The 26,648-nt window shown below is 39.5% G+C and carries 25 protein-coding genes; 10 read left to right on the top strand and 15 right to left on the bottom strand.

Features of this window, described 5'->3' with window-relative positions; translation table 11 throughout:
• Window position 1: 1 nt before the first annotated feature.
• From glp to G3I01_RS11475, 12 genes are all read right to left on the bottom strand, one after another.
• The gene (glp, locus tag G3I01_RS11530) at window positions 2-1,168 is read right to left on the bottom strand and encodes a gephyrin-like molybdotransferase Glp (RefSeq protein ID WP_219548014.1); all 1,167 of its coding nucleotides are present in this window, start codon (window positions 1,166-1,168) and stop codon (window positions 2-4) included.
• On the bottom strand, window positions 1,168-2,160 hold the full coding sequence (gene moaA / locus G3I01_RS11525; RefSeq protein WP_219548012.1) for a GTP 3',8-cyclase MoaA: 993 nt from the start codon (window positions 2,158-2,160) through the stop codon (window positions 1,168-1,170). Before moaA ends, glp begins: the two co-directional genes overlap by 1 nt.
• Window positions 2,153-3,049: a bifunctional molybdenum cofactor biosynthesis protein MoaC/MoaB gene (gene moaCB / locus G3I01_RS11520; RefSeq protein WP_219548010.1), complete on the bottom strand. Its 897-nt coding sequence runs from the start codon at window positions 3,047-3,049 to the stop codon at window positions 2,153-2,155. The genes moaA and moaCB overlap by 8 nt, the downstream gene beginning before the upstream one ends.
• The gene (locus G3I01_RS11515) at window positions 3,050-3,493 is read right to left on the bottom strand and encodes a molybdenum cofactor biosynthesis protein MoaE (protein WP_219548008.1); all 444 of its coding nucleotides are present in this window, start codon (window positions 3,491-3,493) and stop codon (window positions 3,050-3,052) included.
• Window positions 3,486-4,496 (bottom strand): HesA/MoeB/ThiF family protein, encoded by a 1,011-nt coding sequence (locus tag G3I01_RS11510; protein WP_219548006.1) that lies wholly within the window; start codon window positions 4,494-4,496, stop codon window positions 3,486-3,488. Before G3I01_RS11510 ends, G3I01_RS11515 begins: the two co-directional genes overlap by 8 nt.
• The gene (locus G3I01_RS11505; RefSeq protein ID WP_219548004.1) at window positions 4,496-4,732 is read right to left on the bottom strand and encodes a MoaD/ThiS family protein; all 237 of its coding nucleotides are present in this window, start codon (window positions 4,730-4,732) and stop codon (window positions 4,496-4,498) included. The genes G3I01_RS11510 and G3I01_RS11505 overlap by 1 nt, the downstream gene beginning before the upstream one ends.
• Entirely contained in the window at window positions 4,729-5,337 is a 609-nt protein-coding gene (locus tag G3I01_RS11500; protein ID WP_219548002.1) for a nucleotidyltransferase family protein, read from the bottom strand. Before G3I01_RS11500 ends, G3I01_RS11505 begins: the two co-directional genes overlap by 4 nt.
• Window positions 5,334-6,488, bottom strand: coding sequence for an XdhC/CoxI family protein (locus G3I01_RS11495; protein ID WP_219548000.1), 1,155 nt, complete (start codon window positions 6,486-6,488; stop codon window positions 5,334-5,336). The genes G3I01_RS11500 and G3I01_RS11495 overlap by 4 nt, the downstream gene beginning before the upstream one ends.
• Window positions 6,485-7,639: a cysteine desulfurase family protein gene (locus tag G3I01_RS11490; RefSeq protein ID WP_219547998.1), complete on the bottom strand. Its 1,155-nt coding sequence runs from the start codon at window positions 7,637-7,639 to the stop codon at window positions 6,485-6,487. The genes G3I01_RS11495 and G3I01_RS11490 overlap by 4 nt, the downstream gene beginning before the upstream one ends.
• A 73-nt stretch (window positions 7,640-7,712) precedes the next feature.
• The gene (locus G3I01_RS11485) at window positions 7,713-8,051 is read right to left on the bottom strand and encodes a winged helix-turn-helix domain-containing protein (RefSeq protein WP_219547996.1); all 339 of its coding nucleotides are present in this window, start codon (window positions 8,049-8,051) and stop codon (window positions 7,713-7,715) included.
• A gap of 15 nt (window positions 8,052-8,066) precedes the next feature.
• Window positions 8,067-10,343, bottom strand: a complete 2,277-nt coding sequence (locus tag G3I01_RS11480) for a molybdopterin cofactor-binding domain-containing protein (RefSeq protein ID WP_219547994.1) — start codon at window positions 10,341-10,343, stop codon at window positions 8,067-8,069.
• Window positions 10,344-10,370: 27 nt separating this feature from the next.
• Window positions 10,371-10,835, bottom strand: coding sequence for a (2Fe-2S)-binding protein (locus G3I01_RS11475; protein WP_219547992.1), 465 nt, complete (start codon window positions 10,833-10,835; stop codon window positions 10,371-10,373).
• Between the two features lie 296 nt (window positions 10,836-11,131).
• Here G3I01_RS11475 and G3I01_RS11470 point away from each other — a divergent pair, with 296 nt between their 5' ends.
• From G3I01_RS11470 to G3I01_RS11465, 3 genes are read left to right on the top strand one after another with little or no spacing between them, the layout of a single operon-like run.
• Window positions 11,132-12,943: an alpha-amylase family glycosyl hydrolase gene (locus tag G3I01_RS11470; protein ID WP_219547990.1), complete on the top strand. Its 1,812-nt coding sequence runs from the start codon at window positions 11,132-11,134 to the stop codon at window positions 12,941-12,943.
• A 2-nt stretch (window positions 12,944-12,945) separates the two neighbouring features.
• On the top strand, window positions 12,946-13,071 hold the full coding sequence (locus G3I01_RS17120; RefSeq protein WP_257710570.1) for a glycerol-3-phosphate dehydrogenase/oxidase: 126 nt from the start codon (window positions 12,946-12,948) through the stop codon (window positions 13,069-13,071).
• A complete protein-coding gene (locus G3I01_RS11465; RefSeq protein WP_347709010.1) occupies window positions 13,072-14,148 on the top strand; it encodes an FAD-dependent oxidoreductase in 1,077 nt (358 codons plus the stop codon).
• Window positions 14,149-14,250: 102 nt separating this feature from the next.
• Here G3I01_RS11465 and G3I01_RS11460 read toward each other — a convergent pair whose 3' ends face one another.
• Window positions 14,251-15,378, bottom strand: a complete 1,128-nt coding sequence (locus G3I01_RS11460; protein WP_219547988.1) for a porin — start codon at window positions 15,376-15,378, stop codon at window positions 14,251-14,253.
• Window positions 15,379-15,775: 397 nt separating this feature from the next.
• Between G3I01_RS11460 and G3I01_RS11455 the strand changes: the two genes are divergently transcribed.
• Complete coding sequence (locus G3I01_RS11455) at window positions 15,776-15,982, top strand: hypothetical protein (protein WP_108173122.1); 207 nt, start codon at window positions 15,776-15,778, stop codon at window positions 15,980-15,982.
• A gap of 52 nt (window positions 15,983-16,034) precedes the next feature.
• Entirely contained in the window at window positions 16,035-16,274 is a 240-nt protein-coding gene (locus G3I01_RS11450; RefSeq protein WP_219547986.1) for a hypothetical protein, read from the top strand.
• A 49-nt stretch (window positions 16,275-16,323) separates the two neighbouring features.
• Here the strand turns inward: G3I01_RS11450 and G3I01_RS11445 are convergent, their stop codons facing one another.
• Complete coding sequence (locus G3I01_RS11445) at window positions 16,324-16,545, bottom strand: CDGSH iron-sulfur domain-containing protein (protein ID WP_219547984.1); 222 nt, start codon at window positions 16,543-16,545, stop codon at window positions 16,324-16,326.
• 244 nt (window positions 16,546-16,789) lie between these two features.
• Between G3I01_RS11445 and pckA the strand changes: the two genes are divergently transcribed.
• Complete coding sequence (pckA, locus tag G3I01_RS11440) at window positions 16,790-18,367, top strand: phosphoenolpyruvate carboxykinase (ATP) (protein WP_219547982.1); 1,578 nt, start codon at window positions 16,790-16,792, stop codon at window positions 18,365-18,367.
• 1 nt (window position 18,368) lies between these two features.
• Here the strand turns inward: pckA and G3I01_RS11435 are convergent, their stop codons facing one another.
• Window positions 18,369-19,511 (bottom strand): hypothetical protein, encoded by a 1,143-nt coding sequence (locus G3I01_RS11435; RefSeq protein WP_219547980.1) that lies wholly within the window; start codon window positions 19,509-19,511, stop codon window positions 18,369-18,371.
• A 172-nt stretch (window positions 19,512-19,683) separates the two neighbouring features.
• Here G3I01_RS11435 and G3I01_RS11430 point away from each other — a divergent pair, with 172 nt between their 5' ends.
• From G3I01_RS11430 to G3I01_RS11415, 4 genes are read left to right on the top strand one after another with little or no spacing between them, the layout of a single operon-like run.
• Window positions 19,684-22,932: a SusC/RagA family TonB-linked outer membrane protein gene (locus G3I01_RS11430; protein WP_219547978.1), complete on the top strand. Its 3,249-nt coding sequence runs from the start codon at window positions 19,684-19,686 to the stop codon at window positions 22,930-22,932.
• A 13-nt stretch (window positions 22,933-22,945) separates the two neighbouring features.
• Window positions 22,946-24,364 carry a SusD/RagB family nutrient-binding outer membrane lipoprotein gene (locus G3I01_RS11425; protein WP_219547976.1) on the top strand — a complete coding sequence of 473 codons (1,419 nt, stop codon included), beginning with the start codon at window positions 22,946-22,948 and terminating at the stop codon, window positions 24,362-24,364.
• A complete protein-coding gene (locus tag G3I01_RS11420) occupies window positions 24,361-25,152 on the top strand; it encodes a DUF4886 domain-containing protein (RefSeq protein ID WP_219547974.1) in 792 nt (263 codons plus the stop codon). Before G3I01_RS11425 ends, G3I01_RS11420 begins: the two co-directional genes overlap by 4 nt.
• Entirely contained in the window at window positions 25,149-26,627 is a 1,479-nt protein-coding gene (locus G3I01_RS11415; protein ID WP_219547972.1) for a DASS family sodium-coupled anion symporter, read from the top strand. The genes G3I01_RS11420 and G3I01_RS11415 overlap by 4 nt, the downstream gene beginning before the upstream one ends.
• Window positions 26,628-26,648 lie beyond the last annotated feature (21 nt).

Genomic DNA, 26,648 nt, shown 5'->3' with positions numbered 1-26,648 from the left:
ATTATGAAATTAGAAGACATTCTATAAGATCCCCTTTTTTAACCGAGGTTTCGGCGTCCAGAAATGCGAGGGCATTCCCAAGCGCCATCGATTGTATCATCGAGGAGCCTTGCCCATTCAAAATTTCTACCTTAGAATCACTCACTTTAGCCTTTAAAAATGAAGGCCGGTCTCCTCTGTTTTCAAAATCATGGGAGATTGCAAAGGAATATCGGTCGAGTCCCTTTTTATCTGATCCGCTTAACTGGTAAAGAAAAGGCAGCACATAAACATAAAAACAACTAAGTGAAGATGCAGGATTTCCCGGTAAGGCAAATACAAACTTATCTCCTTTCTTTCCAAAATACAGCGGTTTTCCCGGTTTCTGGAAAACTTTATAGAACTGTTCCTTTACCCCATTTTCTTCCAGCGCCTGTTTTACGAAATCATAATCCCCAACCGAAATTCCACCCGAAAGGATGAGTACATCGGTAGTTTCCAGAGATTCTTTAATTCCTGATTTTATAGCTTCAAAATCATCTTCGATCTGTTTCTTATCCTGACAGTGAAAACCGAAATTCTTACAGGCAGCAGCGAGGGCATAGCTATTGGATTCATATATCTGGCCTTCGGCTTTTGGCTTTCCGGGCTTTATCAATTCATTCCCGGTAGTAATTAAATTAATGACCGGCTTTTTAAAGACCTCAACCTTTTCGATTCCCAGGCTTCCAATCAAACCGATACCTGCTGGAGTAATGCTGTAGCCTTTCTCAAAAACAAGCTGACCTGCCTTTAATTCTTCTTCTTTTCTGCGAATACACTGTCCTTCTTTTGGTTCTGTCTCCAGAAGTAGTTTATCTCCATGAACAGAGACCTTTTCCTGCATTATCACTGCGGTAGTTTTTTCCGGAACTTTTGCCCCGGTAAAAATGCGAACGGCCTCCCCTTCTTTCAATGCTATCTCGCTCATATCGCCGGCAGCGACTTCCCCTACAATTTTATATTCTTTATGTATGCCACAGAAAGCATAACCATCCATCGCGGAATTGTCGAATGAAGGCATATCAAATGGAGCAGTTATATTTTCGGAAAGGGAAAATCCGAGACAATCCTCAAGATGCCGGTTCTCGGTTTTTAGTTTTACAGATTGATCCTGAATGATCTTTAAAGCTACTTCGATTGTTACCATTAGCCTCCTATTGATATCATTGACCTGTTCTTTTCGTAATGCTCGGGATCCATTTTCACATCCATTCCATCACGGGAATATTTCTTGGTTTTGATCGCGTTAATGATAATATTGTCCATCTCCTCACCATTTCTAAGTGGAGTAAGTAGATCGGTTTCAGAATTAGCAAAAAGGCAGTTCTTCATTTTCCCGTCGGCCGTAACCCGAATTCTATTGCACTCAGAACAGAAAGGATTGGTAATAGTACTCACGATCGAGAAACTTCCCGTATGCCCTTCCACCTTAAAATTATTAGATGTACTATGTTTCGGGTTTTTCAATTCCTCAATTTTTCCGAATTTTTCAGAAACTATATCAAGAATTTCCTGTTCCGAAACACCTTTGCTCCAGTCCCACTTATTGCCCTTAAACGGCATAAACTCAATGAACTTGACCGTAAGCTTTTTATTTTTGGTAAGCTCTATAAAATCATTGATCTCGTTGTCATTAACACCTTTAATAAGAACAATATTCATTTTGACTTCCATATCCATCTCTAAAGCCTGCTGAATATTCCTCCAGATCCGGTCAAAATAATCCCGTTTGGTAATAAACACCGACTTTGCTTTATCCAGGGTATCCAGGCTGAGATTAATCTTTTTTAAGCCTATTTTCTGAAAAAGATCCAGATATTTATCCAGCATGATCCCGTTGGTGGTGATCTTTAAAGTAACGCCCAGTTTTGCGAGTTCCTCTACCAGGTAGCCGAAATTCTTCCGAACTAAAGGCTCCCCGCCGGTGAGTCGGATCGTATCCACCCCCAGGTCACGGAATGTCCTCGCCAGATCAATGATCTCTTCCAGAGTTATGATATTAGATTTCTCCATGAGTTCGATCCCTTCTTCCGGCATGCAGTAAAAGCAACGAAGATTGCACCTGTCGGTCAGGGAAATCCTGAGATAGGTATGCGGCCGTCCAAAATTATCTACTATTTTCTTCTTTTCTTCAATCATGTCTCTTTCCTTCTATCACTTTAAAAACGTGCAATACATGCGGAAATATCGCATCCATGCATTCTGCTGCTCCTTTGGTTGAGCCTGGCAATGCCAGCACCACTTTTCCGTCCATTATCCCGGCTACAGACCTTGATAACATTGCATATGGCATCCGCTGCTGGCCATAATTCCTCATTTGCTCCTCTACCCCTTTTAACTTAAGATCGAGGAGAGATTCTATGGTTTCCGGTGTTACATCACGCGGGCCTACTCCTGTTCCTCCTGTAAAAATGACCATATCAGCTTTTGCATTTTTCAAAGCCGATCGTATTTCTTCAGATTCATCGGGAATAATGATGATTTCAGATTCAATTCCCTGTTCTTTCAGTTTTGAAGCGATCGCCTTGCCAGCTTTATCTTCTCCCTGGCCTTTTGAAATGGTATCTGAACACACCACGATTTTTGCATTTAAACCTTCAGAGTTGATCTTAAAAGATGATTTTCCACCTTTTTTATTCTGAAGCCGGATGGTCCCGATCTCCACATTTTTATCGATAGGTTTCAGCATATCATACATCGTAAGCGCTACAATACTGGCGCCATGCATGGCCTCCACCTCAACCCCGGTCTTGTAGATCGTCTTAACTGTAACCGAGATCTGTATCTCAAGTCCGTTAATTTCGTATTCAATTCCGGTATACTCGATAGGCAGCGGATGACAGTCGGGAAGCAACTCCGGCGTTTTCTTCACTCCCAGTAATCCCGCGGCTTTAGCCATTTCAAAGACATTCCCTTTCGGAACTTTATTTTCCCTGATCGCTTTAATCGTCTCCTCGCTTGAAGTCCGTACCACAGCAATGGCAGTGGCTTCCCGAAGCGTAGTTATCTTATGCGTTATATCAACCATCTATTTATTCACTTTCCATTGATGAGTTTCATCTTCAAAAATCTCTTTTCCGAAAATGGGCACATTGGCCTTAATTTCTTCTACAAAATAGTTACAGGCCTCTATAGCAACCTTTCTGTGTGCCGAAGAAGTGAAAACGAAAAGACAAATTTCGCCAGTTTTCACTTCACCCAGGCTATGATAAATATGCGCACAGGTAATGTCGAATCTCGAAAATGCCGCTTCCCTGATCTCATGAAAAACATTTTCAGCCATTTCTTCATAGGCTGAATAATTTATGACGCTTACTGTTTTTCCATCAATTTCATCTGCCCTGATCTGGCCCAGAAAAATACTATGTGCTCCAATATTAGTTTTGGACTGATGATTCGCAATGGAGTTAGCGATCTTTTCCGGCGGAATGGCGCCCTGTACAAATACTTTTTTCGTTTTTTTCTTATCCATCAATTATTGTTTCTACTCCTCCTTCAACATTTATAAGATTATTGAATTCGAATTGTGCTTTTAATAAATCCACTACTTTCTTGCTTCTTTTTCCAGACTGGCAAAAAACCAGTACCTCTTCCTGCTTCGGAATTTCTTCTAAACGGTCTTCCAGCTCACTAAGCGGAATTTGAAGTACTTTCCCAGAATTGACCCTTGGTTGTTCGAATATTTCCCGGATATCCAGGTAAAGCTTTGACTCGTCAGAAATTTTGCATTCTATCCTCACAGGAATGATTCCTCCCCTTTTGATCTTTTCGATCTCTTCTACTCGCTTTGAAATATTTAATAGTTGATCTTGTCCTGATAGAATATTGATCAGTTTCAATTTCCCCGAAAGTACATTTCCGGCATCAAGTACCATTTTTAAAACTTCAGCGGCCTGCATGGTTCCCAGGATCCCCGGGGTAACGCCAAGTACTCCTGTTGCTTCACAACTTATATTCTGCCTGGTGGTCTTCGGAAAAAGGCATCGGTAAGAAGGTCCCTCCTCATAATTGAATACTGAAAGCTGGCCTTCATTTTTATAGATCGAAGCGTAGACCCAAGGTTTTTCCGTTAGTATACAGGCATCATTGATCAAATATTTTGTTTCAAAATTATCTGTGCCATCAAGGATGATATCATAAAGCTGAAACAAGTTTTTCGCATTATCTATACTTAAAGGTTCTTCAAAAACATCAATTTCTACTTCTGAATTGATCTGCTGAAGTTTTTGTTTTGCCACCACAGCTTTTGATTTTCCCAGATCCTCCTCTGTAAACAATAACTGCCGATGAAGATTTGAAAGCGAAATCCGGTCGTGATCGATAAGCCCGAGCCTGCCAATTCCTGCGCCAACGAGATATTGCGCGGCAGGACAGCCTAAGCCGCCTACTCCAATAATAAGTACACTGGCATTGCGGAGTTTTTCCTGACCGGAAACTCCAACCTCATCTAATTTTATTTGTCGGTCGTATCTCATTATCCTCCTGCGAATGGCGGCAAAAATGCTACCTCATCGCCTTCATTTAATTCTACTTTGTTATCTAAATTCTGATTCACCGCCAGCTGTACAGATTCAGGATCCTGAATCTGGTATTTCCGTACCTGTTGATCTTTCAGCTCTATAGAGGAAGTTCCCGAAGCAACTTCCAGAACCTCTTCGGTTCTACCAGTAGATTCAGCGATCATTCCAAAATATTTTACAGTCACTTTCATTCTTTCTCTAGCTTCTTTAATAATTCCACATCTTCTTTAGTATCCACATCAAAATTCCCTTTTTCAAATTTTACCGTCCGGAACTGGATTTTCTTATCATAGACCAGTTTTTTAGCTCCGTGATCTCCTTTCAATTCTTTCAAATACGGGAATACAGAACTTGAAAAAATCGCAGGAACACCAACCTCTCCGTCATATTCTGAAAAAGTAGCCTCACTATTTGTGGCTAATTGTTCCTTTATCAAGGCTTCAATTCGTTCCCTACTCAAAAACGGTTGATCTGAGAGCAGGATAAGTAAATATTCCAAATCTTTTTCCTTTTCCAGAGACCTCTCCAGACCTGCCCTGATACTTGAAGCCATTCCTTCCTGCCAGTTTTTATTAAAAAGGATTTCGAAATTTTTCGGTTCGATCGTGCTTTTTATTTCTTCTGAATTAGCACCAACCAACAGCACTTTAGTTTCAAATTCAAAAGAATCTGCCACATCTATAATATGTTGCAGCATTGGTTTCCCTTTGAACTCCACCAATTGTTTAGGGTACCCCAGCCGACTCGAAGAACCGGCAGCAAGAATCACAACTCCTATTTTTTTATAATTCTTCAAATCTTTATTTCCTTAAACTGAGAATTACTTTTTTCATGTATTGGTGTAGACTTCTCCTTAAGTGGTCTGGCACTTTTTCCTGTTAACACCGATTGAATTTCAGATAAGATCGATAATCCTATCTCTGCCGGTGTTTCCGCTCCAATTTCCAGTCCTACCGGAGCATGGATCTTTTTCAGAATCTCATCTTTTAATTCAAATCCTCCCTCCTTGAGATCATCCAGCATTCTCTGATATTTCTTTAATGGACCAAGGATCCCGATGTAAGGTATCTTCTGTTCATCAAGCAATAGTTTTAAAACTGCGAGATCGTAATTATAATTATGGCTCATCAGCACAAAACAACTTCGCTGATCTATTTCTATATTTTCTAGTGTTTCCCCGGGTTTTGAAACGATCACCTGGCAGGAACTGGTAAATCGTTCTTTATTAGCGTGAGTGGGCCTGCCATCGGTCACGATCACATCCCAGCCTAGCAGATCGGCTTGTTGTGCAAGGATCTGGGCATCATTCCCGGCTCCAACAATAATAAGTTTTACCGGAGGCTGATAATTCTGAATAAAAATTTGACTCGCCTCATTATCTAATGATAACTCCGCAAAAACCGATCGGTTTTCCTTTAAAACCAATTGAGATTGTTCCAGAATTTGTTCCAGTAATTCTTGTTCCGGTTTCTTACCCCAAAAAGTTGATTTTTCATCAATTATCAGGGAAGTTCCATACTGCTCTTTGGTTTTATCCAGATTGAACTGAACGACAATTGCCAAAGGATCTTTTTGAGCAATCACCTTTTTCAGCAATTCACAGGGATTCATTTGATCCTGATAATCTAAAGGTTCAAAAAGCACCTGGATGATGCCGTTGCAACCCAACTGGGCTCCAATTATCGCATCATCTTCATCACTTGTATCATAAGTGATAAGTTTATTTTTCTGTTGGTGCAAGGCGTGCAGTGCCTTTCTAAGTGCATCTCCCTCCAGGCATCCACCACTTATCGCTCCGGTTATATTCCCGAATTCATCAACCAGCATTCGGGCACCGGCTCTACGGTAGGATGATCCCTCCACATGAACCACGGTAGCCAGAACGCTTTGCGTCCCTTCATTTTTCAGAAGTTCATATTGATTTATAATGGCATCCAGTTCTCTCATACCACTGCTCTTTTTAACTGGTTCACGGTATTTTTTATTTCTTCGGCTGCGAATTCGATATCTGAAAGGCTTGTATTTCTTCCTAAACTAATGCGTAAAGAGGATAATGCCTGTTCATCGCTTAAGCCCATGGCTTTTAAAACATGGGAAGGTTCAATAGTATTAGCTGTACAGGCCGACCCACGTGAAACCGCCAGGCTATTCAATTTTCTGATAAGTTGGTTCCCGTCAATATTCTCAAAGGAGATATTGGTCGTATTTGGTAACCGATCAGAAGTCCTGGAATTGATTTTACAAGAACCTGATTCCATTAAAAGTCCTTCCAGTTTATCTCTAAGTTTAGAGATCCTTGTCGACTCTTTTTCCATTTCAGAAAAAGCAATTTCGGCAGCCTTTCCAAATCCTGCGATACCCGGAACATTCAAAGTTCCCGGACGCATTCCTTTTTCCTGTCCCCCTCCAAAAACCTGAGGTTCAATTTCGATCTTATTTTTCTTGTTGATATATAATGCTCCAACGCCTTTTGGTCCGTAGATCTTATGAGAAGAGAAGATCGCTATATCAAGATCCAGAGCTTTGAGATCAACAGGTATTTTACCCACTGCCTGGGTAATGTCACTCATTAGCTTCACCCCTTTTGAATGAACAATTTTTTCTATATCCTGCATGGGATGAATTAGGCCAGTTTCATTATTTGCCAGCATGAGGCAAACCAGGATCGTTTCTGAAGTAATAGAACTTTCCAGTTCACCAAGATCAATATTTCCATCAGAATCCACATCCAGATAAGTCACTTCAAAACCATCATTTTCCAGAGCTTTTAAAGTATCCAGAATGGCTTTATGCTCTGTTCTACAGGAGATAATGTGTTTACCTTTTGATCGATTCGATTTACAAAATCCGAATAGTGCCAGATTTGCTGCTTCCGTAGCGCCTGAAGTAATAGTGATGCCAGTTGGTTTGCTGTTAATCAATCTTGCGATCTGTTCCCTGGAATTTTCTACCGCTTCATTACTATCCCAGCCATAAACATGATCGCTACTGGCATTCCCGAATTTCTCGGTAAAATAAGGTAACATCGCTTCAACCACCCGTTGATCAGCTGGTGTGGTTGCATTATAATCCAGGTATATTTTCTTTTTTACTGCCATTTAAGCGTTATGTATATACGTATATATCGCAATTTAAAATTAAAGGCTCAGGAATTTCCAAAGCCTTAGATTTTTATTTTAAAACTTTGATCAGATCGGTTTGCTGTTCTACCAGTTCATCGATCTTTCTCTGCAAATTCTCAAACTCTCTCGTTATTTCCAAGCCATCCGGAGTAACCTCAGCTCCTCCACCGTGCTGGCCTCCTTTTTTCAGTATAACCAAAGGTACTTCAGCATGCTGATTCAACCTCTGAACCAATTCCCAGGCTTTTTTATAAGACATTCCCATCTTAGTAGCCGCCCTGGAAAGAGATCCTTCTTCCTGTATCCTTTTCAAAAGTTCATTAGGGCCGGGGCCATAAAACTTCTCTCCTTCATCTTCAACCCAGCATTTAACTTTGATCTTTTTCATAATTGAAAGGATCTATTAGGTTTTCAAATCGCTACCCGCATTTTTCAATTCATTGATAAAAGGTTGTTTATAGAATCTCTTTCCGGTCGCCTTATAAAGAGCATTAGCCAAAGCTCCCTGAACGGGTGGAAATGGCGGCTCTCCCAGGCCGGTAGGATCTATACCATTATCTATAAAATGCACGTCGATCTTTTTCGGCGCCTGCTTATGACGTATTAAATTATAAGTGTCAAAATTACTTTTTTGCGGTGCTCCATCTTTAAAGGTCATTTCGCTATAAAGCGCATGACCAATTCCATCAACCGTTCCACCTTCCACCATATTTTTAGCGGCATCTGGATTCACCACGATTCCGCAGTCTACCACACAGGTGACCTTATCTATTAAAGGTTCATTTTTTTCTAGAGTCAGGTCAAGGATTTGCGCCACGTAAGAATTATGACAATAGTATGCCGAAACTCCTCGACTTTGAGAAGAACTTCCATTATTCCATCCAGATTTTTCCCTGGCGACCTTTAATACACCGGCGTATCTTTTAGGATCGTAATCATTCTCTTCACCTACAGGATCTGATTCTGCTCTTTTTAGCATATCCAGTCTAAACTGAATTGGGTCCTGCCCCATTTCCTCTGCCAGTTCATCTAAAAACGACTGTTCTGCCCCAGCAATGAAATTAGAACGTGGAGCTCTGAAAGCTCCTGTTGAAATATTTGATTCAAGACTCCAGCTTTCTGCAAGATAATTATCAACAGCTCCTGCGGGGAAACGATTGGCGAAAAGCGGGCTTTCCGGAATTCCTCCGGCATTTACATGAAAAGCAGTTAGTTTATTGTTCGCATCCAGCGCCGCACGATATTTCACATGGTAAGCCGGGCGATATACCCCATTGGTCATATCATCTTCACGGGAATAAACCAGTTTGATCGGTTTTCCCATTTTCTGAGAGATCACGGCAGCTTCCACCAGGAAGTGACCATAAAGTCTACGGCCAAAACCACCTCCCATTCTCGTCATCTGTATATCGATATCTTCAAGATCGAAGCCAAGGCGTTTATTTACACTCTTTTCAGCATATTCAGGAGTTTGAATAGGTCCTAACAATAAGGCCTTTTTATCTGTAACATCTGCAAAAAAGTTCATTGGTTCCATGCAATTATGCGCAAGGAACGGGCAAGTATAAGAACGTTCGATAACCCGGGCCGCATTTTTAAATGCTTTTTCCGGTTCACCATCTTTTCTTACTACCTCAGATTTTTTCTCACCAACCTCAGCCATAAGAGTATTATGGATATCACTGCTTTCAAGTCCGGTAGCACCGGCCATTCCTGCAGATTTCTCCAGGATCTGTATCTGTTCGGTCAATTTTGGATTCAGGTCCCATTCTACCTTTAATTCTTTCTTAGCCTGCATTACCTGCCAGGTAGACTCACCTACCACCACAACCAGTTTTGAAAAGGCTGCCACATCGCTCCATTCTTTTTCCATATCTTCCGGATAGGTGTCTATGGTAAAAACGTCAACTATACCGGGCATTTCTTTTACCTTTTCGGCATCCATTGATTTGAATTCCATCCCGAATGCAGGTGGTTGTAACAACATCGCGATGAGCATTCCGTCTTTATAAGTATCCAGGCCATAAAGAGGCTCCCCGGTCACAATTTTCTTCGCGTCTACATTCTTTCGGGAAGTCCCTATTATTTTGAAATTATCGTTATCCTTTAATTCCACTTCTTCCGGAACTTCAACCTGGGCGGCAGCTTTGGCGATCTCGCCATAACCCATAGTTTTATCACTTCCCTTGTGCTTTATAATACCATTTTCGACAGAAAGTTCAGAAACCGGAACTTCCCATTGTTTAGCTGCAGCAGTAAGTAGCATTTGTCTGGCTGTCGCTCCAGCTGTTCTCAAAGATTCCCATCCCTGACGGATAGACTGACTACCACCGGCAAGCTGCCTGGTGAAAATATCAGTATTTAAGGGTGCCTGCTCTACGATGACATTATTCCAATCCACGTCAAGTTCCTCAGCCACGATCATGGGCATGGAAGTTTTTACGTTCTGACCAATTTCAGGATTTGGAGAATAGATAGTTACTATTCCATTATCCCCGATCTTCAGATAACCGTTAAGTTCGAACCACTCATCTGGCATTTGCATAGCCATTTCTTCAGAACCTTCTTCTTCAGGTCGTTTACATGCCAGCCAGTTGAAACCGATGATCAATCCACCACTGGCAAAAGAAACGCTTTTTATGAAAGACCTTCTGCCTATTCCTGTTTTTACTTTTGTCATTTTTCTCGATTTAAATTCAACTAAAGATTAGGCTATTTGAGAATCTGAAGCTGTTTTGATAGCAGCCTTAATTCTGGTATAGGTTCCGCAGCGGCAAATATTTCCGTTCATGGCATTTTCAATTTCTTCATCGCTGGGACTCGGATTCTTTTTAAGCAAAGCCGTAGCCGTCATGATCTGCCCCGCCTGGCAATAACCACACTGGGGAACATCATGTTCCAGCCAGGCCTTTTGAACCGGATGATCCCCATTTTCAGAAAGTCCTTCAATAGTCGTGATCTCATTACCTGCAGCAGATGAAACTGGTAACTGACATGATCTTACAGCAGAACCATTAAAATGTACAGTACAGGCTCCGCATTGGGCAATACCGCAGCCATATTTTGTTCCAACCATTTTGAGATGGTCTCTTAAAACCCAAAGCAATGGAGTATTTGAATCTACATCCAAAGTCTGCTTTTTTCCATTGATCGTTATTGTTAATTCTGCCATGATCTTAAATTTTCCTAAAAATTAATAATTTCTTTTCTATTATAGTGGCTATGGAAACAATTAATTCGAAATATTCAGATTTCAACTACCACCCTGAAATCTAATTTTTTCAGTTTTTGAAAAATATCTATTCAGACATACCTGGATCTTTCCAAAACATGAGTCTCACTTAGTAGAAATAAGATCACCATTTACCTTTTTAAGAATCCAAATAGATTCTGAGTTAATTTCCTCACAAATAAAATTTTAGCATTCAATCCTGAGGTAATTTTCATGGTTTTTATAAAAAAATTGAAATGAGAAATGTAGATCAAATTAAGCTTGCTATTGCTCCATCCCCGGGGATGGGTTCTATAGTTGAAGACACTCATACCACCTTCAGGGTTTGGGCTCCTCATGCCGATGAGGTATATGTTATAGGAGATTTTAATGAATGGAATGCAAATTCTTTTCCATTGGAAAAAGAGGAAAATGGTTACTGGGCGGGGACCTCAGAGTCCGCCAAAGAAGGTCATCAATATAAATACCATATTAAGAATGGGAAAGACAGCTTTCATCGTAATGACCCCTACGCCTTTGAGGTGACTAATTCTAATGGCAATTCGATCATCAGAAAAATGGAATTCGATTGGGAAGATGACAATTATACTTTGCCGGCATGGAACTCACTAGTGATCTATGAACTACACGTAGGAACCTTTTTCAGAAAAAACCCGGACCAGGTAGGAACATTTGAAGAGGTGATAGAAAAACTACCTTATCTAAAAGAGCTGGGGATAAATTGTATCGAACTTTTACCGGTAGCGGAGTTCGCAGGAGGAATTTCCTGGGGATATAACCCCGCACATCCATTTGCAATTGAGCAGGATTATGGTGGCCCGCAAGGTTTATTCAGGCTTGTGAAAGAAGCTCATAAACTTGGGATTGGTATTATCATGGATGTGGTATACAATCACCTGGGACCTTCAGACGTAGACCTATGGCAATTTGATGGCTGGAGCGAAAATGGTAAAGGAGGTATTTATTTTTATAATGATCACCGGAGCGAAACACCCTGGGGTGATACCCGCCCCGATTATGGCCGTCCCGAAGTACGACAGTATTTAAGGGACAACGCACTAATGTGGCTTGAAAAATACCATTGTGATGGTTTACGGATGGACGCCACTTCTTACATACGTTATGAAGGGGGAGGTTTAGGTTTTGATACAGAGATCCTTGAAGGCATCATTCTTATGCGGGATATTAATTCAGAAATAAGAAGTAAATACCCAAATGTTTTAACCATCGCCGAAGATCTTAAAGGAGATGATATCATGACCAATGATCCAGAACATAGCGGAATTGGTTATGGAACCCAGTGGGATATGAAATTTGTTCATCCCGTACGTGAAGCTTTGATCACCCCTGAAGATGAGGACCGAAACCTGGAGAGTATTGTGGAAGCCATTACCTATCGCTACAGCGATGACGCTTTTTGCAGGGTGATCTATACAGAATCTCATGATGAAGTAGCGAATGGCAAAGCCCGTGTGCCTGAAGAGATACATCCCGGGGATGCTGAAAGTGCTTTTGCTAAAAAAAGAGCGATCCTGGGATTAGTCCTGGTCACAACTTCTCCAGGAATACCTATGATCTTCCAGGGGCAGGAATTTCTAGAGGATGAATATTTCAAAGATCACGAAGGTCTGGACTGGGAAAAATTCGAAAAGCTACAGGGGATACATAAGTTAACTACAGACCTCATAAAGCTTAGAACTGGTGAATACGGAATGTCTGCAGGATTAAGAGGACAGGAAACACAGATCGTTCATCAAAATCAGGAAACAAAAGTTCTGGCCTATAAACGATTAAATCATGGCGAAAACCCTGAACCGGTGCTAGTGGTGCTGAATTTTAGCCATCAGGATTACGAAGATTACGGAATAGGCATTGACGAAGATATTCACTGGAAGCTTAGGTTTAACAGTACCTGGAAAGGTTATGATGAGAATCTGTCTGATCTGGAAGTGCCGGGTATGAGCAAGGAAGAAATAGAAACAGATAACAACTCCTGGACAGGAAAGATCAATCTTCCTGCTTATGGCGCACAGATATACACGCTATAGCAATGGATATTAGATCCAACGAGCCTTACTGGCTTATAAAGAACAGCCTGGGAAAAAGTTATCCTTCCCTACAGGAAAATATAACTTCAACGGTTGTAATTATTGGTGGTGGGATAACTGGTGCCTAAATCGCCTATAAACTGGTTAATGAAGGTTTTAAGGTGGTAATGGTGGAACGAAGAGATGTCTTCAACGGCAGCAGTGCCGCTAGTACCGCTATGCTCCAGTATGAAATTGATGAACCTTTGCATCTGCTTATAGAAAAAGTAGGCATAACCAATGCGGTAAGCAGTTATAAGAATTGCGAAAAAGCCATATTTGACCTTGAGAAGATCGTGAAGAGAATAAATAGTGATTGCGAATTCCAGAAAAAGAAAAGCGTTTACTTCACTTCACGAAAATCTGATATGGATTTCATCAGGAAAGAATTCGAAGCTAGAAAAGAACATGGTTTTGAAGTGGAATTACTGGAGAATAATGAATTGCAAAAACTGGGCATCCAGAAGGGATTACTAGGAATTAGATCTAAGTCTGGAGCGGTGATGGATCCTTACGAGCTCTCCAAGGACCTATTAAATTATTGTACGGAGAAAGGACTTAGAATTTTTGATAGAACCGAGATCGTGGAATTTAAAAACACTGAAGACGGGATGGAATTAGTAACCAACTCAAACATTAGCATTAAAACAGAACATGTGATCCACTGCACCGGTTATGAAAGTACAAAAACCCTGAAGGAAGATGTGGTTAAACTGAAAAGCACCTATGCTATGGCCAGTGAAACCTTCAAGAAAATTCCTACAGGATTTAAAGATCATATATTCTGGAATACCGAAGAACCTTATCTCTATTTTAGAGCTACCGCTGATAACCGGATCATTATGGGTGGCGGAGACGAAAACTTTAAAAATGCTAAAGGTAGAGACGCTTTATTACCTAAAAAGGAAAAAGCACTGCTCAAGGCGTTCAAAAAAACCTTTCCCGAAATTGACTATATCCCAGATTATTCCTGGGCGGGTACATTTGGCGAAACCAAAGACGGGCTCCCATATATTGGAAAACCAAACCTTCAGAAAAATGAATCCTATATTCTTGGCTTTGGAGGCAACGGGATCACATTTAGCGTGATGGCCATGGATTGTATTTTACCAATCTTAAATAATGAACCACATCAATATCTGGAGTATTATAAATTTGGTAGATGATCTAAACCCGGGAAAAAATCCCGGGTTTATTATGTTCTGGAGAAAGTATTTGTAGTTAAGAAACTTGAAATTGGAAACATGGCTTAAACCTGAAAAAAATTCTTAGAAATATTTGCTGTAGGAATTGCTGAGATCTATACGAATTCCGAGAGTTAAAACATCTATTTCACTTATACCCACTCTGGTATCGCCGCTTGCGACCCTATATTCTCCATATAAATATGCTCTTTTTGTAGGCTTGAATTCTGCACCAAAAATCAGATCACGGGTATTAAAATCACCATTAATGGGAAGATCATTTACATCTGGATCATAGTGATTATATCCTGCAATTATAGAATATTTTGGTTTTATGAATTTCACAAAAGCTTCAAAACCATTTGCATCATAAACTCCAGCGACCAGTTCTTCTGCTACCAATAGATCAGTAAGGTCTCCATTAGTTTGATTGGCGTATACTAAGCCTATGTTCCAGGTTTCATTAATAAAACTAAGTCCGAAGGAATAATATTCCGGATGATCATCCATTCCCAGCGTATTATCTATAATCAGGTCTGGAAAATAACTACGGTTATAAGCAGCTCCAAGTCTAAGTCCTTTTAGGAGTTCATATTGCGCGCTAAGTCCAAATCCATCAAGGAAATGATTATTACTGGTGGACCGGAATTGAAACTGTGCTGCCGTATAAAAGTTTCCAAAGTTATTCCTGTATATTAGGGATTGTGAGGCTCTTCCAGTTCCTGTTTCCCCACCATCAGAATTGGCCACATAGGTAGCACTTCCCTGGCCTCCAAAAACATTGAATTTATCTGTATATCCAGTTATATCATAATAAACGCTCCATTGCTTTCCTATAGAGACCATTCCAAATTTTCCAAAATCAACCCCAATGAAACCCAGCCTGTTTCCAAAAACCTGGGTTTGCTGCGTATTATCTATGGCCAGAAATCCGCTGCTGGTATTAGCATCTGTATTAAATCTTTGATTGCTTCTAAAAAGATTGATTCCTAATTCTACCCCGGCGAAAAACCTAAGATCTTTTTTATAAACTGAGATCTCAAACCCAATTCTTGAAGCGTTTTCCTGTATCTCGACCTCCTCATTATAAACTTCAAAATGACCACGAAAACTGGAATAAGGCGAAAGTTCAATTTTTAAAGAATCTGAATTCTGACCGAGAGTAAATTGAGAAAGCAATAAGAACAAGAGGAGAGTAAAGATCTTTTTCATAATATTTTTTGATCAGAGATTAGTGTATAACACTACAACTTATTGAAGTTCAGAATGTTAAATGAATTTACTTTAATTAGTTCATTGCTCCAAAAATTTTTTCAGGAAATAAGAATTCAAATTATTGATTTTCAGAATATTAAAATCATTTCAGAGCTATAAGTAAGCGTGAATTCTCAAAAACTTACCACATTGAAAAGACATAGCTGGCCTCTTACATCAACAGCAGACAGTAAATGGATATCTAGAAATTATAGGTTTAATACTATCGAACTTTTTCCACTAAGATTAAAAAAAGCATTCGTATCTTGCCCTTTTTTTTATATTCAATATATTTAATTCTAAATATTTCCGAAATAAGGATTTATATTGCACACGGAGGTAAAAAAAGATAACTATGGGAAGGCCATCAACAAAACCGAAAGAATTAAGAGACGGATACTATATAGAGGTCCGGAATAAGAATCAAAAAAGTGGTGTTAAGATACACCGTGATACTAAAGAACAGCTTAAGCTAGCCATTGAAGAATATAAGGAAAGCAAAGAGGTGATCGTACTCGGGCACTTGAAAAATGGAAAATTCAAGGAGATCCCCGATCTTTAGAATAAATTCAAATTACTACAATTTCCTGTGAACTATCCAAATTTCTAAAACCATGAATTTAGTTGACTGGATAGGTTTCGCGGGAGTATTCCAGATCTTACTTGCTTATATTCTTAATGTAAGCAAGATGATCACCAACGAAAGTCCCGCCTTTATACTATTGAACCTAATTGGAGCAGCAATGGCCTGCCTTGCCTCTGTTCTTATGGATTACCTGCCTTTCATTATCCTGGAAGCAGTCTGGGCATTCGTTTCCCTTATAGCACTTATTAAATATTTCAGACTCAAATAATAAAGCAACACCCTTTTGAATGCTGCTTTTTGAGACTTAATCTTTAATATTATTTTTTAGGAGGAAGATCAAAAGCTTCTGCCGTATGCTCAAAATGATTCCTGTGAGAACCGTCACAGAATGGTTTATTGCCAGATAAACCACAACGACATAGAGAGACCAACTCCCTGCCTCCAAGGTCATACACATTACCATCTTTATCTACGATCTCAAAATCACCCTGAACCTTTAATGATCCATTGCTCAACACTGTAAGTTTTGTTTTAGACATGCTATTTCTGAATTTTTATGTTTGATTAATTTTCTGAATTTCTGTTGAAGTTCCAAGCTCCAAATATGAATTAAAAATGTGGATCCATGCTGATTTTATTTGGTATCGGAAAATTATTTTTAAGTAATGATCTGATAGACAGAACCATTAAATTTTAATAAAATTTAATAAAAAACTTTAAACTACAAGGTTTTCGTAATAATTTCCACATATTGCTAGGCGTTAGTTAATAAAACTTAAAAATATGAATATCGAGAATTCGAATTCCAAAGTGTATTTTCAGTTAGATCCTGAAGAATTAACAGATATAACTTTAAAAAATAATCAGGGAGAGTTAACAGATTCCGGAAGCCTGGCCATAAACACAGGAAAATTTACCGGGAGGTCTCCTAAAGATCGATTTATAGTCAAGGACGAGATAACCGAAAATAAAGTGAACTGGGGAGATATAAACCTACCTTTCACTCCCGAAAATTTCAATAAGCTTAAAAAGGACGTTCTTGAATACCTAGACGGAAAAGATCTATTTAAAAGATATGCCTATGCCGGAGCTCTTGAAGAATATCGTTTGAACCTTGAGGTTATTACAGAATATGCCTGGTCCAACCTATTTGCCTATAATATGTTCTTAAGACCGGGAAAATCTGAGCTTGAAAACTTCATAAAAGAATGGACCGTTATTGATGCCCCTGGATTTATGGCAGATCCTGGAGTTCACGGAACCCGACAGGAGAATTTCGCTGTTCTTAATTTTAAGGAAAAAACAGTATTGATAGGCGGGACAGGTTATACAGGAGAAATTAAAAAAGGTATCTTCTCTGCCCTTAATTTCATACTTCCGGTAGAACATGATGTTCTTCCTATGCATTGCTCTGCTAATGTTGGCAAGGATGAAGACACAGCAATTTTCTTTGGATTATCTGGTACGGGAAAAACAACCTTATCTGCAGATCCTGATAGAAAACTTATTGGTGATGACGAACACGGCTGGACTCCAGATGACCGTATCTTCAATTTTGAAGGTGGATGCTACGCTAAAGTGATCAATCTGGATAAAGAGTCGGAGCCCGATATCTATAATGCTATTAAAAAAGGTTCTTTACTTGAGAACGTTATTATTAAGGATGGGAATGTAGATTTTACCGACACCTCCATTACTCAAAATACCAGGGTTAGTTATCCCATAGATCATATTAATAATATTCAGACGCCTTCAGTAGGTAAAAACCCTAAAAATATCTTTTTTCTTACGGCTGATGCTTTTGGAGTATTACCTCCAGTTTCTAAATTAACTTCCAGCCAGGCAGCATATCATTTTATCTCGGGTTATACCTCTAAAATTGCGGGTACTGAAGCTGGTATTGTAGATCCTGTACCTTCTTTTTCGGCCTGTTTTGGAGCTCCATTTATGCCGTTGCATCCTACAAAGTATGCTGAGATGTTAAGCGAAAAGATCGATAAGAGCGGGGTGAATGTATGGCTTATCAATACCGGTTGGACGGGAGGCCCATATGGCGTTGGGGAAAGAATTAAACTGAAATATACCCGAGCCATGGTAAATGCCATCCTGGAAGGTAAGTTAGGCTCAAAGTATTCTTATGAAAAGTATCACATACACTCCGTTTTTGGAGTTGCGCAGCCAAGGACCTGTCCGGGAGTTCCAGACAAAGTTCTGAGCCCACGAGCAACCTGGAATGATGACCAGAAGTATTACACTACCGCTTTTAAATTATCTAATTCCTTCAGAAAGAATTTCGAAAAATTTGAAGCCTACGCCAATGAGGATATTAGAAGAGGTGGTCCTCAAAGATTTGATTTTTAATCTACCTGCAGATATTATTGATATACTGATCTTCCAGCACAAAGATCTTCTCATAATCAACTAAAAACCTACCGGTGGTGAACTGGCATTTAAAACTCAGTTCATCACCTTCGTTTATATAATGGAAATCTACATTAGGAACCTTTGCCGGTTCACAACTTATAGGTTTTGAAAAATCTTCCAGCCTGTTCTTGGCTATAGAATTGATCTCACTTTTTAGTTCTTCTACCAGTTTTTTATTTCCAACATTCTCCATTAGTTCATCTTCATCCAGGAATTGAATATCCCGGCCTATTGCTTTACCTTTTCTATCGATTAATGTACTGTCTATACTAAATTCATTTCTGAAGAAAGTATGCACATTTGCTAATAGAACAAAATTATCATCCTGCGCCAGGTTAGACGTGTTATAGGATTCTTTAAGTTTTGTGCGGTTATTTGGAATTAAGAATGAGTCTATTGGTAATTCTCTTTTGTCATACCATATCTCATGCCTTTGATATTCATATCCTTCAAATTGTTTCCCGTCGGCACTACTTTCCTCCATACTTCTTGCAAACATAACTGCCTCTTTGGCCACATAATGAAAACCATTACGTTCCCTGAAGAAAGGGATCTTATATTCATTCTTCAAGGTCCATTTCCCCTGATATTTATAGGAAGGATAATCGCAATCTGCCGGCAACTCCTTAAGCTTCACATAGGGTTTGATATATTTATTTTCGAAACTCCATTTAAGCATTTCATACCTGGAATCTTCACTGGCAATCTCTTTTTGTTCGGGTTCTTCAAAATAATCAAGGATAATAAAGCCTAAAAGGAAAAGAATAACGATCCCTAAAACATATAATATCCAGTTGCTTTTCTTCCCAGATTCTACTTTTTCAGTTGAACGATGCTCTTTTTGTAGCCTGGTTTCATTCAGAAGCCGGTTAACATTTCTTAAAGTTCTCTTGAATTCACCTTCTGAAGCAGTATTATTTATAAGCCTTGAGAACTGGGAATCACTATAACACAGGTCTCTTGCTATCCTGGAATTACTTGTAGATTCAAATTTTTTCTTAACAGGATCAAAGGTTCCGTAGAGAGACTCAAGTTTAGAAACAAATTCTTTATGATAAGAGGTGGTATTTTCCTGACCCATATTAGATTCTAATCGCTAAAAATTGATAAAATTCATTAAAAATTATTAAAGTGGCAATCATAAAGCTTAATTTTTATATAATTGCTAACAAATGATGCAAAATTTTACGGTTACAACAATAGTCCTTAAAGGTACAATTAATCAATCAGTACTTTAACAAAACCCAAAACCAATGAAATATTTTATTACGAAAACCTTTTTCATCTTACTCTTTTCCTTTTCCCAATTCGCTGTAAGTCAGCATGAGGTTTCTGGAATTGTGAAAGATGAATATGGTGTCTCTCTGGCCGGTGTTACCGTCCTGGAAACAGATACCAAAAATGGAACTGCTACCGATTTTGACGGTAAATTTACGATAACGATTTCGAATGAGGATGGTTCTCTTACATTTAGATATCTTGGTTTTAAACAAAAACTAATTAATGTTAATGGCAAGAACGAAATCGATGTAGTGCTGGAAGAAGATGTGGAGTCTCTGGAAAGCGTCGTCATTAACTCTCTAGGATTTAAAGAAAAACGGGATGAACTAGGATATGCCAGCTCTACTGTTGACGGAGAAACCGTTAGCGAATCTGGAGAAGCCACTTTATTAAATGGATTATCAGGTAAATCTTCTGGAGTTCGAATTTCAAGAAACTCAGGAGATCCCGGTGCCGGTGCTTATATCCAGATCAGGGGTTTATCTTCCATTACAAGAAACAGTCAGCCGCTAATTGTTGTGGATGGTGTCCCGATTAGTAATGACGTGAGAGGAAATTCTGAAAGTAGTGGTGTTAGCCAGGAATCCCGTCTTAATGATATCAATCCGAATGATATTGAATCGATTTCGGTATTAAAAGGTGCTTCTGCGGCGGCTCTTTGGGGAACACAGGCGCTTGGAGGTGTTGTGATTATCACCACTAAGGACGGAAGTTATAACCAGGGTCTTCAGATTAATTATTCTACTACTTTTTCTTATGATGTGATCAATCAGAAGTATCCATTACAGAATGAATACGGACAGGGCGATAATGGAGTTTATGATCAGCGTGCAAGAGATTCTTATGGAGACCTTATTGCAAACCGCGCCGGCGGACAAGATGATTTTGATACTACCGGTGAGTTTTACCAGGACCAGGATGGCCGTATCTACTACCCTATTGTAAATAAAAATTCCAGAGAGACTTATGATGACTCTAATTTCGACCAGGTATTCGATAATGGTTATTTCTGGGAAAATAATATTAGCCTTAGTGGAGGAAGCGCAAAAAGTTCAGTTTTCTTCAGTATAAGTGATCTTGATCAACAGGGTATTATTAAAAATAATTCTGATTACAGAAGAACTACAACGCGTTTAAACGCGAAACATAAATTTAATGAGGTATTAAGTCTTGACTTTAGTTCAACTTATGCCCGAACAAACTCCAACAGAATTAGAAAAGGTGCCAGCTCATCAGGTTTATATCTTGGTCTTTTAAGAAACCCTACAGATTTTGATATATCCGGATATAGAGGAAATTACTATTCCGGGCCTGATGCCTCACCTGTTTCAGACAGACACAGATCATATAGAGAACCGCTTGGAGCAGATGGATCACCAACTTATAATAATCCATTATGGACCATCAACGAGCAGGAGAATGAATCTAAAGTAGATCGTTTTATTACGAATTTCGAATTAACAGCTGAGCCAATGGACTGGTTAGATCTTATCGCCAGAATCGGGCTTGACCACTATAGTGAAGAAAGAGGAGAGTTTTTTACACCCGGATCTGCTGCCGGTGCATATAGATCTGGTTATATAGATAATTCACTGGCGACCAACACCATTTTCAATATGGATTATATAGCCAAATCTCAGTTCAACATAAGTGATGATTTTGGTGGTATTTTCCTTGCCGGATTCAACTATAATTCAAAATCAAGAAGTGTTGAGGGAGCGTCCGCAAGAAATTTCATTCAGTTTGTAGATCTAGACAGCGGAATTCGTGATATAGACAATTCATTGCCTGAAAATAGATCGGTTACAAGTTCTGAAGGCCATGAAAGGACTGCCGCGGTTTATTCATCCTTGTCCTTAAACGCCTTAGAAATGTTTTACTTCACAGGTACAATAAGAGTAGAATCTGCTTCTACATTTGGGAATAATGTTGACAATACTTTTGCATTTCCGTCTGCCTCACTCGCCTGGCAATTTACAGATATACTAGATTTAAATGATAATTTTCTTTCTTTTGGAAAACTGAGAACCTCCTATGGTGAGGTTGGGGTGCAACCCTCTCGTTATAATACTTCAAATATATTTGTTTCACCTTCATTTGGCGATAGTCTTGGTGGTGCCCTCGATTTGACCCTATTCGGAAATGGAGCTTTCATTCCAGCTGCTGGTAGAGGAAATACCGCACTAAGACCTGAAAGAAAAAAAGAAGTTGAATTTGGAGTAGATCTTAGATTCCTTCAGGATAAACTTCGATTTAGTGCTACTTATTTCGATAATAAAACCGAGGACGTCCTTTTAGATTTTCCTTTACCCAACTCAACCGGTTACAGTTCCATTTATGCTAACGGAGCAGAAATTGAGAATAAAGGGCTCGAGTTAGATTTAGGATATCAAATAATCCTGACAGATAATTTCTCATGGAGCATTAACTCAAATTTCACCACTGTAGAGAATAAAGTTACCGACCTAGTTGGTATAGAATCATTCGATTTAGGAGGGCTGGCAGCAGTTTCTTCCAGAGCGGTTAAAGGCGAGCCACTAGGTGTACTTTGGGGTTCGAGAGTTTTAAGGGATGAAGAAGGTAATTATGCTTTAGATGAAAATGGATTTCCTATACAAGATCAGGAAGTAGGTGTGATTGGAGATCCCAATCCAGATTGGCAGGGAGCATTGTCTACTTCTATTAAATACAAAAATTTTAGACTTTCAGCATTGCTGGAAACCTATCAGGGAGCCGATATTTTCGCTGGAACAAAATCTGTACTTCGTGATCTGGGTAGATGGTACGATACAGCTAACCGAGTTACTGCTGAACGAAATTATGTGACTTCAGAAGGTAATGTGATCAATATAGGTGAAACCTTCCGTGGAAATATTCAGGATTTTGGTGGAGGACCTGTAGCACTTACCGAATCATGGTATAATGGTGAAGGAGGATATTTTGGTGGAGGGACTGATGAACTTTATATTGAAGATGGTTCCTGGACAAGGCTTCGTGAATTAAGTCTGGGTTATTTATGGGATTCCCAATGGCTGAAAAATACAACCAAATTACAGTCGATTGAATTTACAGTAACAGGAAGAAACCTGTTCTTATGGACAGAGTTTGAAGGTAATGATCCAGATACCAACCTTTCCGGTATTAGTGCAGCTCGTGGTATTGACTATTTCAACAACCCGGCAACAAAATCATACCTGGTTAATCTTAACGTAAAATTTTAAAACTATCAACAACATGAAACGAATTATAATTTTAATACTTGTTGTAAGCTTTCAGCTCTCGTGTAGCGACCTGGTAGATGGCATTAATGACGACCCTAATAATATTACAGAAAGTACATTTGGCAGTATCCTAACAGGTGCTGAAGTTGGAAATCTTCTTGTACAGAGTGGGGAAACAGCAAGAAGGTCTGCCCTTTTTGCCGGACAATACACAGGATTAGACCGCCAGCACCTGAGTTTAACACAATACAATGTAACCACCAGTACTTTTGATGCTTTATGGTATGATCTCTATGTAAATGCATATAGAAATGCAGTTGTTGCTGAAACTGTTGCGATAGATGATAATATTGGTCCTGTAAGCCTTGGAATTACCCAGGTTTTACAGGCATATATTATTGGGACTGCAGCTTCAATTTATGGAGATGTTCCTTATGATGAAGCTGGCGATATTGAGAATACGAATCCTGCTTATGAAGATCAGCCTGCCGTATTTCAGAAAATCCAGGATCGCCTGGATGAAGCTATCTCAAATTTACAAATGGGTGGAGGGCGACCTGTTGGAGGATCTGATATTTATTATGATGGTGCCCCAAATAAGTGGATCGAATCCGCCTATACTCTAAAAGCAAGATTTTATTTAGTTACAAAACAATATGATCTTGCCTATGAGGCCGCCCAGAATGGGATAAGTTCTTTCGAGAACAGCATGTACGCTCCACACGGTACAGCAGTTCAAAATTCAAATTTAAATTATCAGTTATTTGCTGTCGCAGTTAGACAGGCCGATGTGGTAGTTTCTGATTTTATGACCAGTTTGGTGCAGCCCGGCAGTAGTAACCCTATTCCGGCAAATTACCGTGGAAATAGTAAAACAGATGAAACTGCCAGGTTTAACTACCTGTTCAATATTACAAGTGTGGGCGTACAGCCAAATACTGAAGACGGATTCGCTGCACAAACAGCCCCTGCCCCACTGGTGACATACCAGGAGAATTTATTGATCCTTGCTGAAGCTGCCCTTCGTTCTCAAGGTTTCCAGGCCGGGCTGGAGGCATTAAACGATTTTAGAGCCTTCATGAATACTGGTGGATATTTAATGAATATAGACCCTGCCAATCTGCAATACGATCCCTACATCGTTGCAGATTTTGCGGCAGGCGGGATTGAAAATCCTAACGGATTAAGCCAGGAGGATGCCTTATTAAGAGAGATCCTGGAAGAAAGATATGTTACACTTTTCGGACTTATTGAACCATTCAATGACATGCGAAGAACTCTTAATGAAAGTAACGTAAGGGTTCCGGTAGAGCCTAATACAGGTAACCAGTTGCCTCAGCGTTTTCTAATCCCCCAAACTGAAATAGACAGGAATGAAAACGTCCCAAACCCAATTCCAGACTTTTTTGAACCTACAGATATTAACTTATGATCAAACTGAAAATAAATAATGCTATGGTAATAAGACTTCGTAGTCTATCATTAATATTATTTCTACTCCCTGTCTTTTTATTTGCCCAGGCAGAGGAAAAGGAAAAAGTTCTCTTTGTGGGAAACAGTTTCACCTATTTCTGGAATATGCCCCAAATGGTTGAAGCAATAGCAAAAGATCAGGGTGTTCCCCTTGAAACTGCTCAATCTACAGTAGGTGGAAGTAATCTAGAGCAACACTGGAAAGAAGAAAAAGATACGAAGACGAGACAACTTCTGGAAGGTAAAACCTGGGATTATGTGGTCCTGCAAGATCACAGTATGAGTACCATAGACCATCCTGAAAGATTTAAGACCAACGCTACCAAATTGATAGATCTTGTTAAAGAGAAAAATGCCCAACCCCTATTATCAATGACCTGGGCTTACGATTCTAACCCTTTAATGCAGGAAACCATAGATTCCTCCTACCAGTCTTTGGGAAAGGAAACCGGAGTAAGAGTAGTTCCAGTAGGATCTATTTTTATGAAAGCCCAAAAAGCCAGACCAGATCTTAAAATGTATTTTGATGACAAGCATCCGTCCTCAGATGGATCATACCTTATCGCTCTTATTTATTACAAATATTTTACCGGAAGACCTGTAATGGATATTCCAAATCGCCTCATTACCACAGATGCGGACGGTGATCAACTTTACCTGATTTTTGTTTTGCCTGAAACCGGTAATTTCCTTAGACAATTAGTGGAAGATTATGATATGGACACTTTAAAAGGAGCTGATAAATGAAAATTAATAAAAACATATTTCTGATCCTTGGACCTATACTGTTTATTGTCCTGCAAAGCATAGGTGGACCAGAAGGAATGCCCGAGTCGGCCTGGGATGTTCTAAGCGCAACCCTATGGATAGCATTATGGTGGGTAACTGAAGCAGTCCCTATAGCTGTTACCGCATTGTTACCGATAGTGCTATTCCCCTTAACCGGAGCTTTAGACCTCTCAACGACGACGGCATCCTATGGTCATAAATATATATTCCTCTACATGGGTGGATTTATTCTGGCGATAGCAATAGAAAAATGGAATCTCCACAAAAGAATAGCCCTGCATATTATTAAGCTCATAGGAACCAATGTGAGAAATATCATTTTGGGTTTTATGGTCGCGACCGCATTCTTATCTATGTGGATCTCGAATACGGCAACTTCGGTAATGATGTTGCCTATTGGAATGTCTATAGTATCCCAGTTAAAGGATAATCCTTCAACGATCAAAGATGAAAATAAGATCTTCGGAAAAGCACTGATGCTTAGTATTGCTTACAGTGCTTCTATTGGAGGTATAGCCACTTTAATTGGTACTCCTCCAAACCTGGTATTTGCAGGTTATATTCAGGAGATATATGATATTGATATTAGCTTTTTTCAATGGCTGAAATTTGGTTTGCCTATTTCTATAACCTTATTGATCGTTTCCTGGTTCTACATTACCCATATCGCTTTCAATTTTAAACAGAAAGAATTTCCAGGTGGGAAGAAGGAAATCCAAAAGTTGATTTCAGAATTAGGCCCTATGAAACGTGAAGAAAAGATCGTTTTAAGCGTATTTGTGATCACGGCTATTTGCTGGATCTCCAGGTCTTTTATCCTGGAAAAATTCCTGCCGGGAATAGATGATACCATTATTGCGATGGTTGCAGGTATTACCCTGTTCACTCTAAGTTCGGGCAAGGAAGGAGAACGCATTATCCACTGGAAAGAAGCAGTAAAAATGCCGTGGGGGATCATCCTTTTATTCGGCGGTGGTATGGCCCTGGCTTCAGGTTTTGAAGTTACGGGACTTGCACAATGGTTCGGAATGCAAATGACCTTATTGCAGGCATTACCATTATTACTATTGATCTTAATCGTTATTTTTAGTGTTAACTTCATTACAGAGTTAACTTCGAATCTTGCGACTACAGCAATGCTACTTCCTATTCTGGCCCCAATCGCCCTGAAACTTGACCTAAATCCCTATATGCTATTAGTGGCCACCACGGTCGCTGCTTCCTGTGCATTCATGCTTCCGGTAGCAACTCCGCCAAATGCGGTGGTATTTGGTTCGGGATATTTAAGGATCCCAGATATGGTGAGAACAGGAATCTGGATGAACCTGATATCGATCATCTTCCTGACAGCCATGGTTTATTTCATGCTGCCATTTATTTGGGATTTTGATCCATTTGGATTTAGCGAACAATTCTCATTAGACCAACCATAAACCAGATTAACTCTATAAAAA

The organism is Gramella sp. MT6 (assembly GCF_019357415.1).
Taxonomy (GTDB): domain Bacteria; phylum Bacteroidota; class Bacteroidia; order Flavobacteriales; family Flavobacteriaceae; genus Christiangramia.
The sequence above is the reverse complement of the archived record's forward strand: the minus strand, read 5'-3'. Positions and strand labels throughout refer to the sequence as shown.

Excerpts from the sequence above, each read along its gene's own strand:
- G3I01_RS11490 (WP_219547998.1), bottom strand. The coding sequence starts at position 7,639 with ATGGCAGTAAAAAAGAAAATATACCTGGATTATAATGCAACCACACCA.
- G3I01_RS11425 (WP_219547976.1), top strand. The coding sequence starts at position 22,946 with ATGAAACGAATTATAATTTTAATACTTGTTGTAAGCTTTCAGCTCTCG.
- G3I01_RS11480 (WP_219547994.1), bottom strand. The coding sequence starts at position 10,343 with ATGACAAAAGTAAAAACAGGAATAGGCAGAAGGTCTTTCATAAAAAGC.
- G3I01_RS11455 (WP_108173122.1), top strand. The coding sequence starts at position 15,776 with ATGGGAAGGCCATCAACAAAACCGAAAGAATTAAGAGACGGATACTAT.
- G3I01_RS11430 (WP_219547978.1), top strand. The coding sequence starts at position 19,684 with ATGAAATATTTTATTACGAAAACCTTTTTCATCTTACTCTTTTCCTTT.
- G3I01_RS11515 (WP_219548008.1), bottom strand. The coding sequence starts at position 3,493 with ATGGATAAGAAAAAAACGAAAAAAGTATTTGTACAGGGCGCCATTCCG.
- G3I01_RS11510 (WP_219548006.1), bottom strand. The coding sequence starts at position 4,496 with ATGAGATACGACCGACAAATAAAATTAGATGAGGTTGGAGTTTCCGGT.
- G3I01_RS11435 (WP_219547980.1), bottom strand. The coding sequence starts at position 19,511 with ATGGGTCAGGAAAATACCACCTCTTATCATAAAGAATTTGTTTCTAAA.
- G3I01_RS11420 (WP_219547974.1), top strand. The coding sequence starts at position 24,361 with ATGATCAAACTGAAAATAAATAATGCTATGGTAATAAGACTTCGTAGT.
- glp (WP_219548014.1), bottom strand. The coding sequence starts at position 1,168 with ATGGTAACAATCGAAGTAGCTTTAAAGATCATTCAGGATCAATCTGTA.
- pckA (WP_219547982.1), top strand. The coding sequence starts at position 16,790 with ATGAATATCGAGAATTCGAATTCCAAAGTGTATTTTCAGTTAGATCCT.
- G3I01_RS11450 (WP_219547986.1), top strand. The coding sequence starts at position 16,035 with ATGAATTTAGTTGACTGGATAGGTTTCGCGGGAGTATTCCAGATCTTA.
- G3I01_RS11460 (WP_219547988.1), bottom strand. The coding sequence starts at position 15,378 with ATGAAAAAGATCTTTACTCTCCTCTTGTTCTTATTGCTTTCTCAATTT.
- moaA (WP_219548012.1), bottom strand. The coding sequence starts at position 2,160 with ATGATTGAAGAAAAGAAGAAAATAGTAGATAATTTTGGACGGCCGCAT.
- G3I01_RS11495 (WP_219548000.1), bottom strand. The coding sequence starts at position 6,488 with ATGAGAGAACTGGATGCCATTATAAATCAATATGAACTTCTGAAAAAT.
- moaCB (WP_219548010.1), bottom strand. The coding sequence starts at position 3,049 with ATGGTTGATATAACGCATAAGATAACTACGCTTCGGGAAGCCACTGCC.
- G3I01_RS11485 (WP_219547996.1), bottom strand. The coding sequence starts at position 8,051 with ATGAAAAAGATCAAAGTTAAATGCTGGGTTGAAGATGAAGGAGAGAAG.
- G3I01_RS11505 (WP_219548004.1), bottom strand. The coding sequence starts at position 4,732 with ATGAAAGTGACTGTAAAATATTTTGGAATGATCGCTGAATCTACTGGT.
- G3I01_RS11445 (WP_219547984.1), bottom strand. The coding sequence starts at position 16,545 with ATGTCTAAAACAAAACTTACAGTGTTGAGCAATGGATCATTAAAGGTT.
- G3I01_RS11475 (WP_219547992.1), bottom strand. The coding sequence starts at position 10,835 with ATGGCAGAATTAACAATAACGATCAATGGAAAAAAGCAGACTTTGGAT.
- G3I01_RS17120 (WP_257710570.1), top strand. The coding sequence starts at position 12,946 with ATGGATATTAGATCCAACGAGCCTTACTGGCTTATAAAGAACAGCCTG.
- G3I01_RS11470 (WP_219547990.1), top strand. The coding sequence starts at position 11,132 with ATGAGAAATGTAGATCAAATTAAGCTTGCTATTGCTCCATCCCCGGGG.
- G3I01_RS11415 (WP_219547972.1), top strand. The coding sequence starts at position 25,149 with ATGAAAATTAATAAAAACATATTTCTGATCCTTGGACCTATACTGTTT.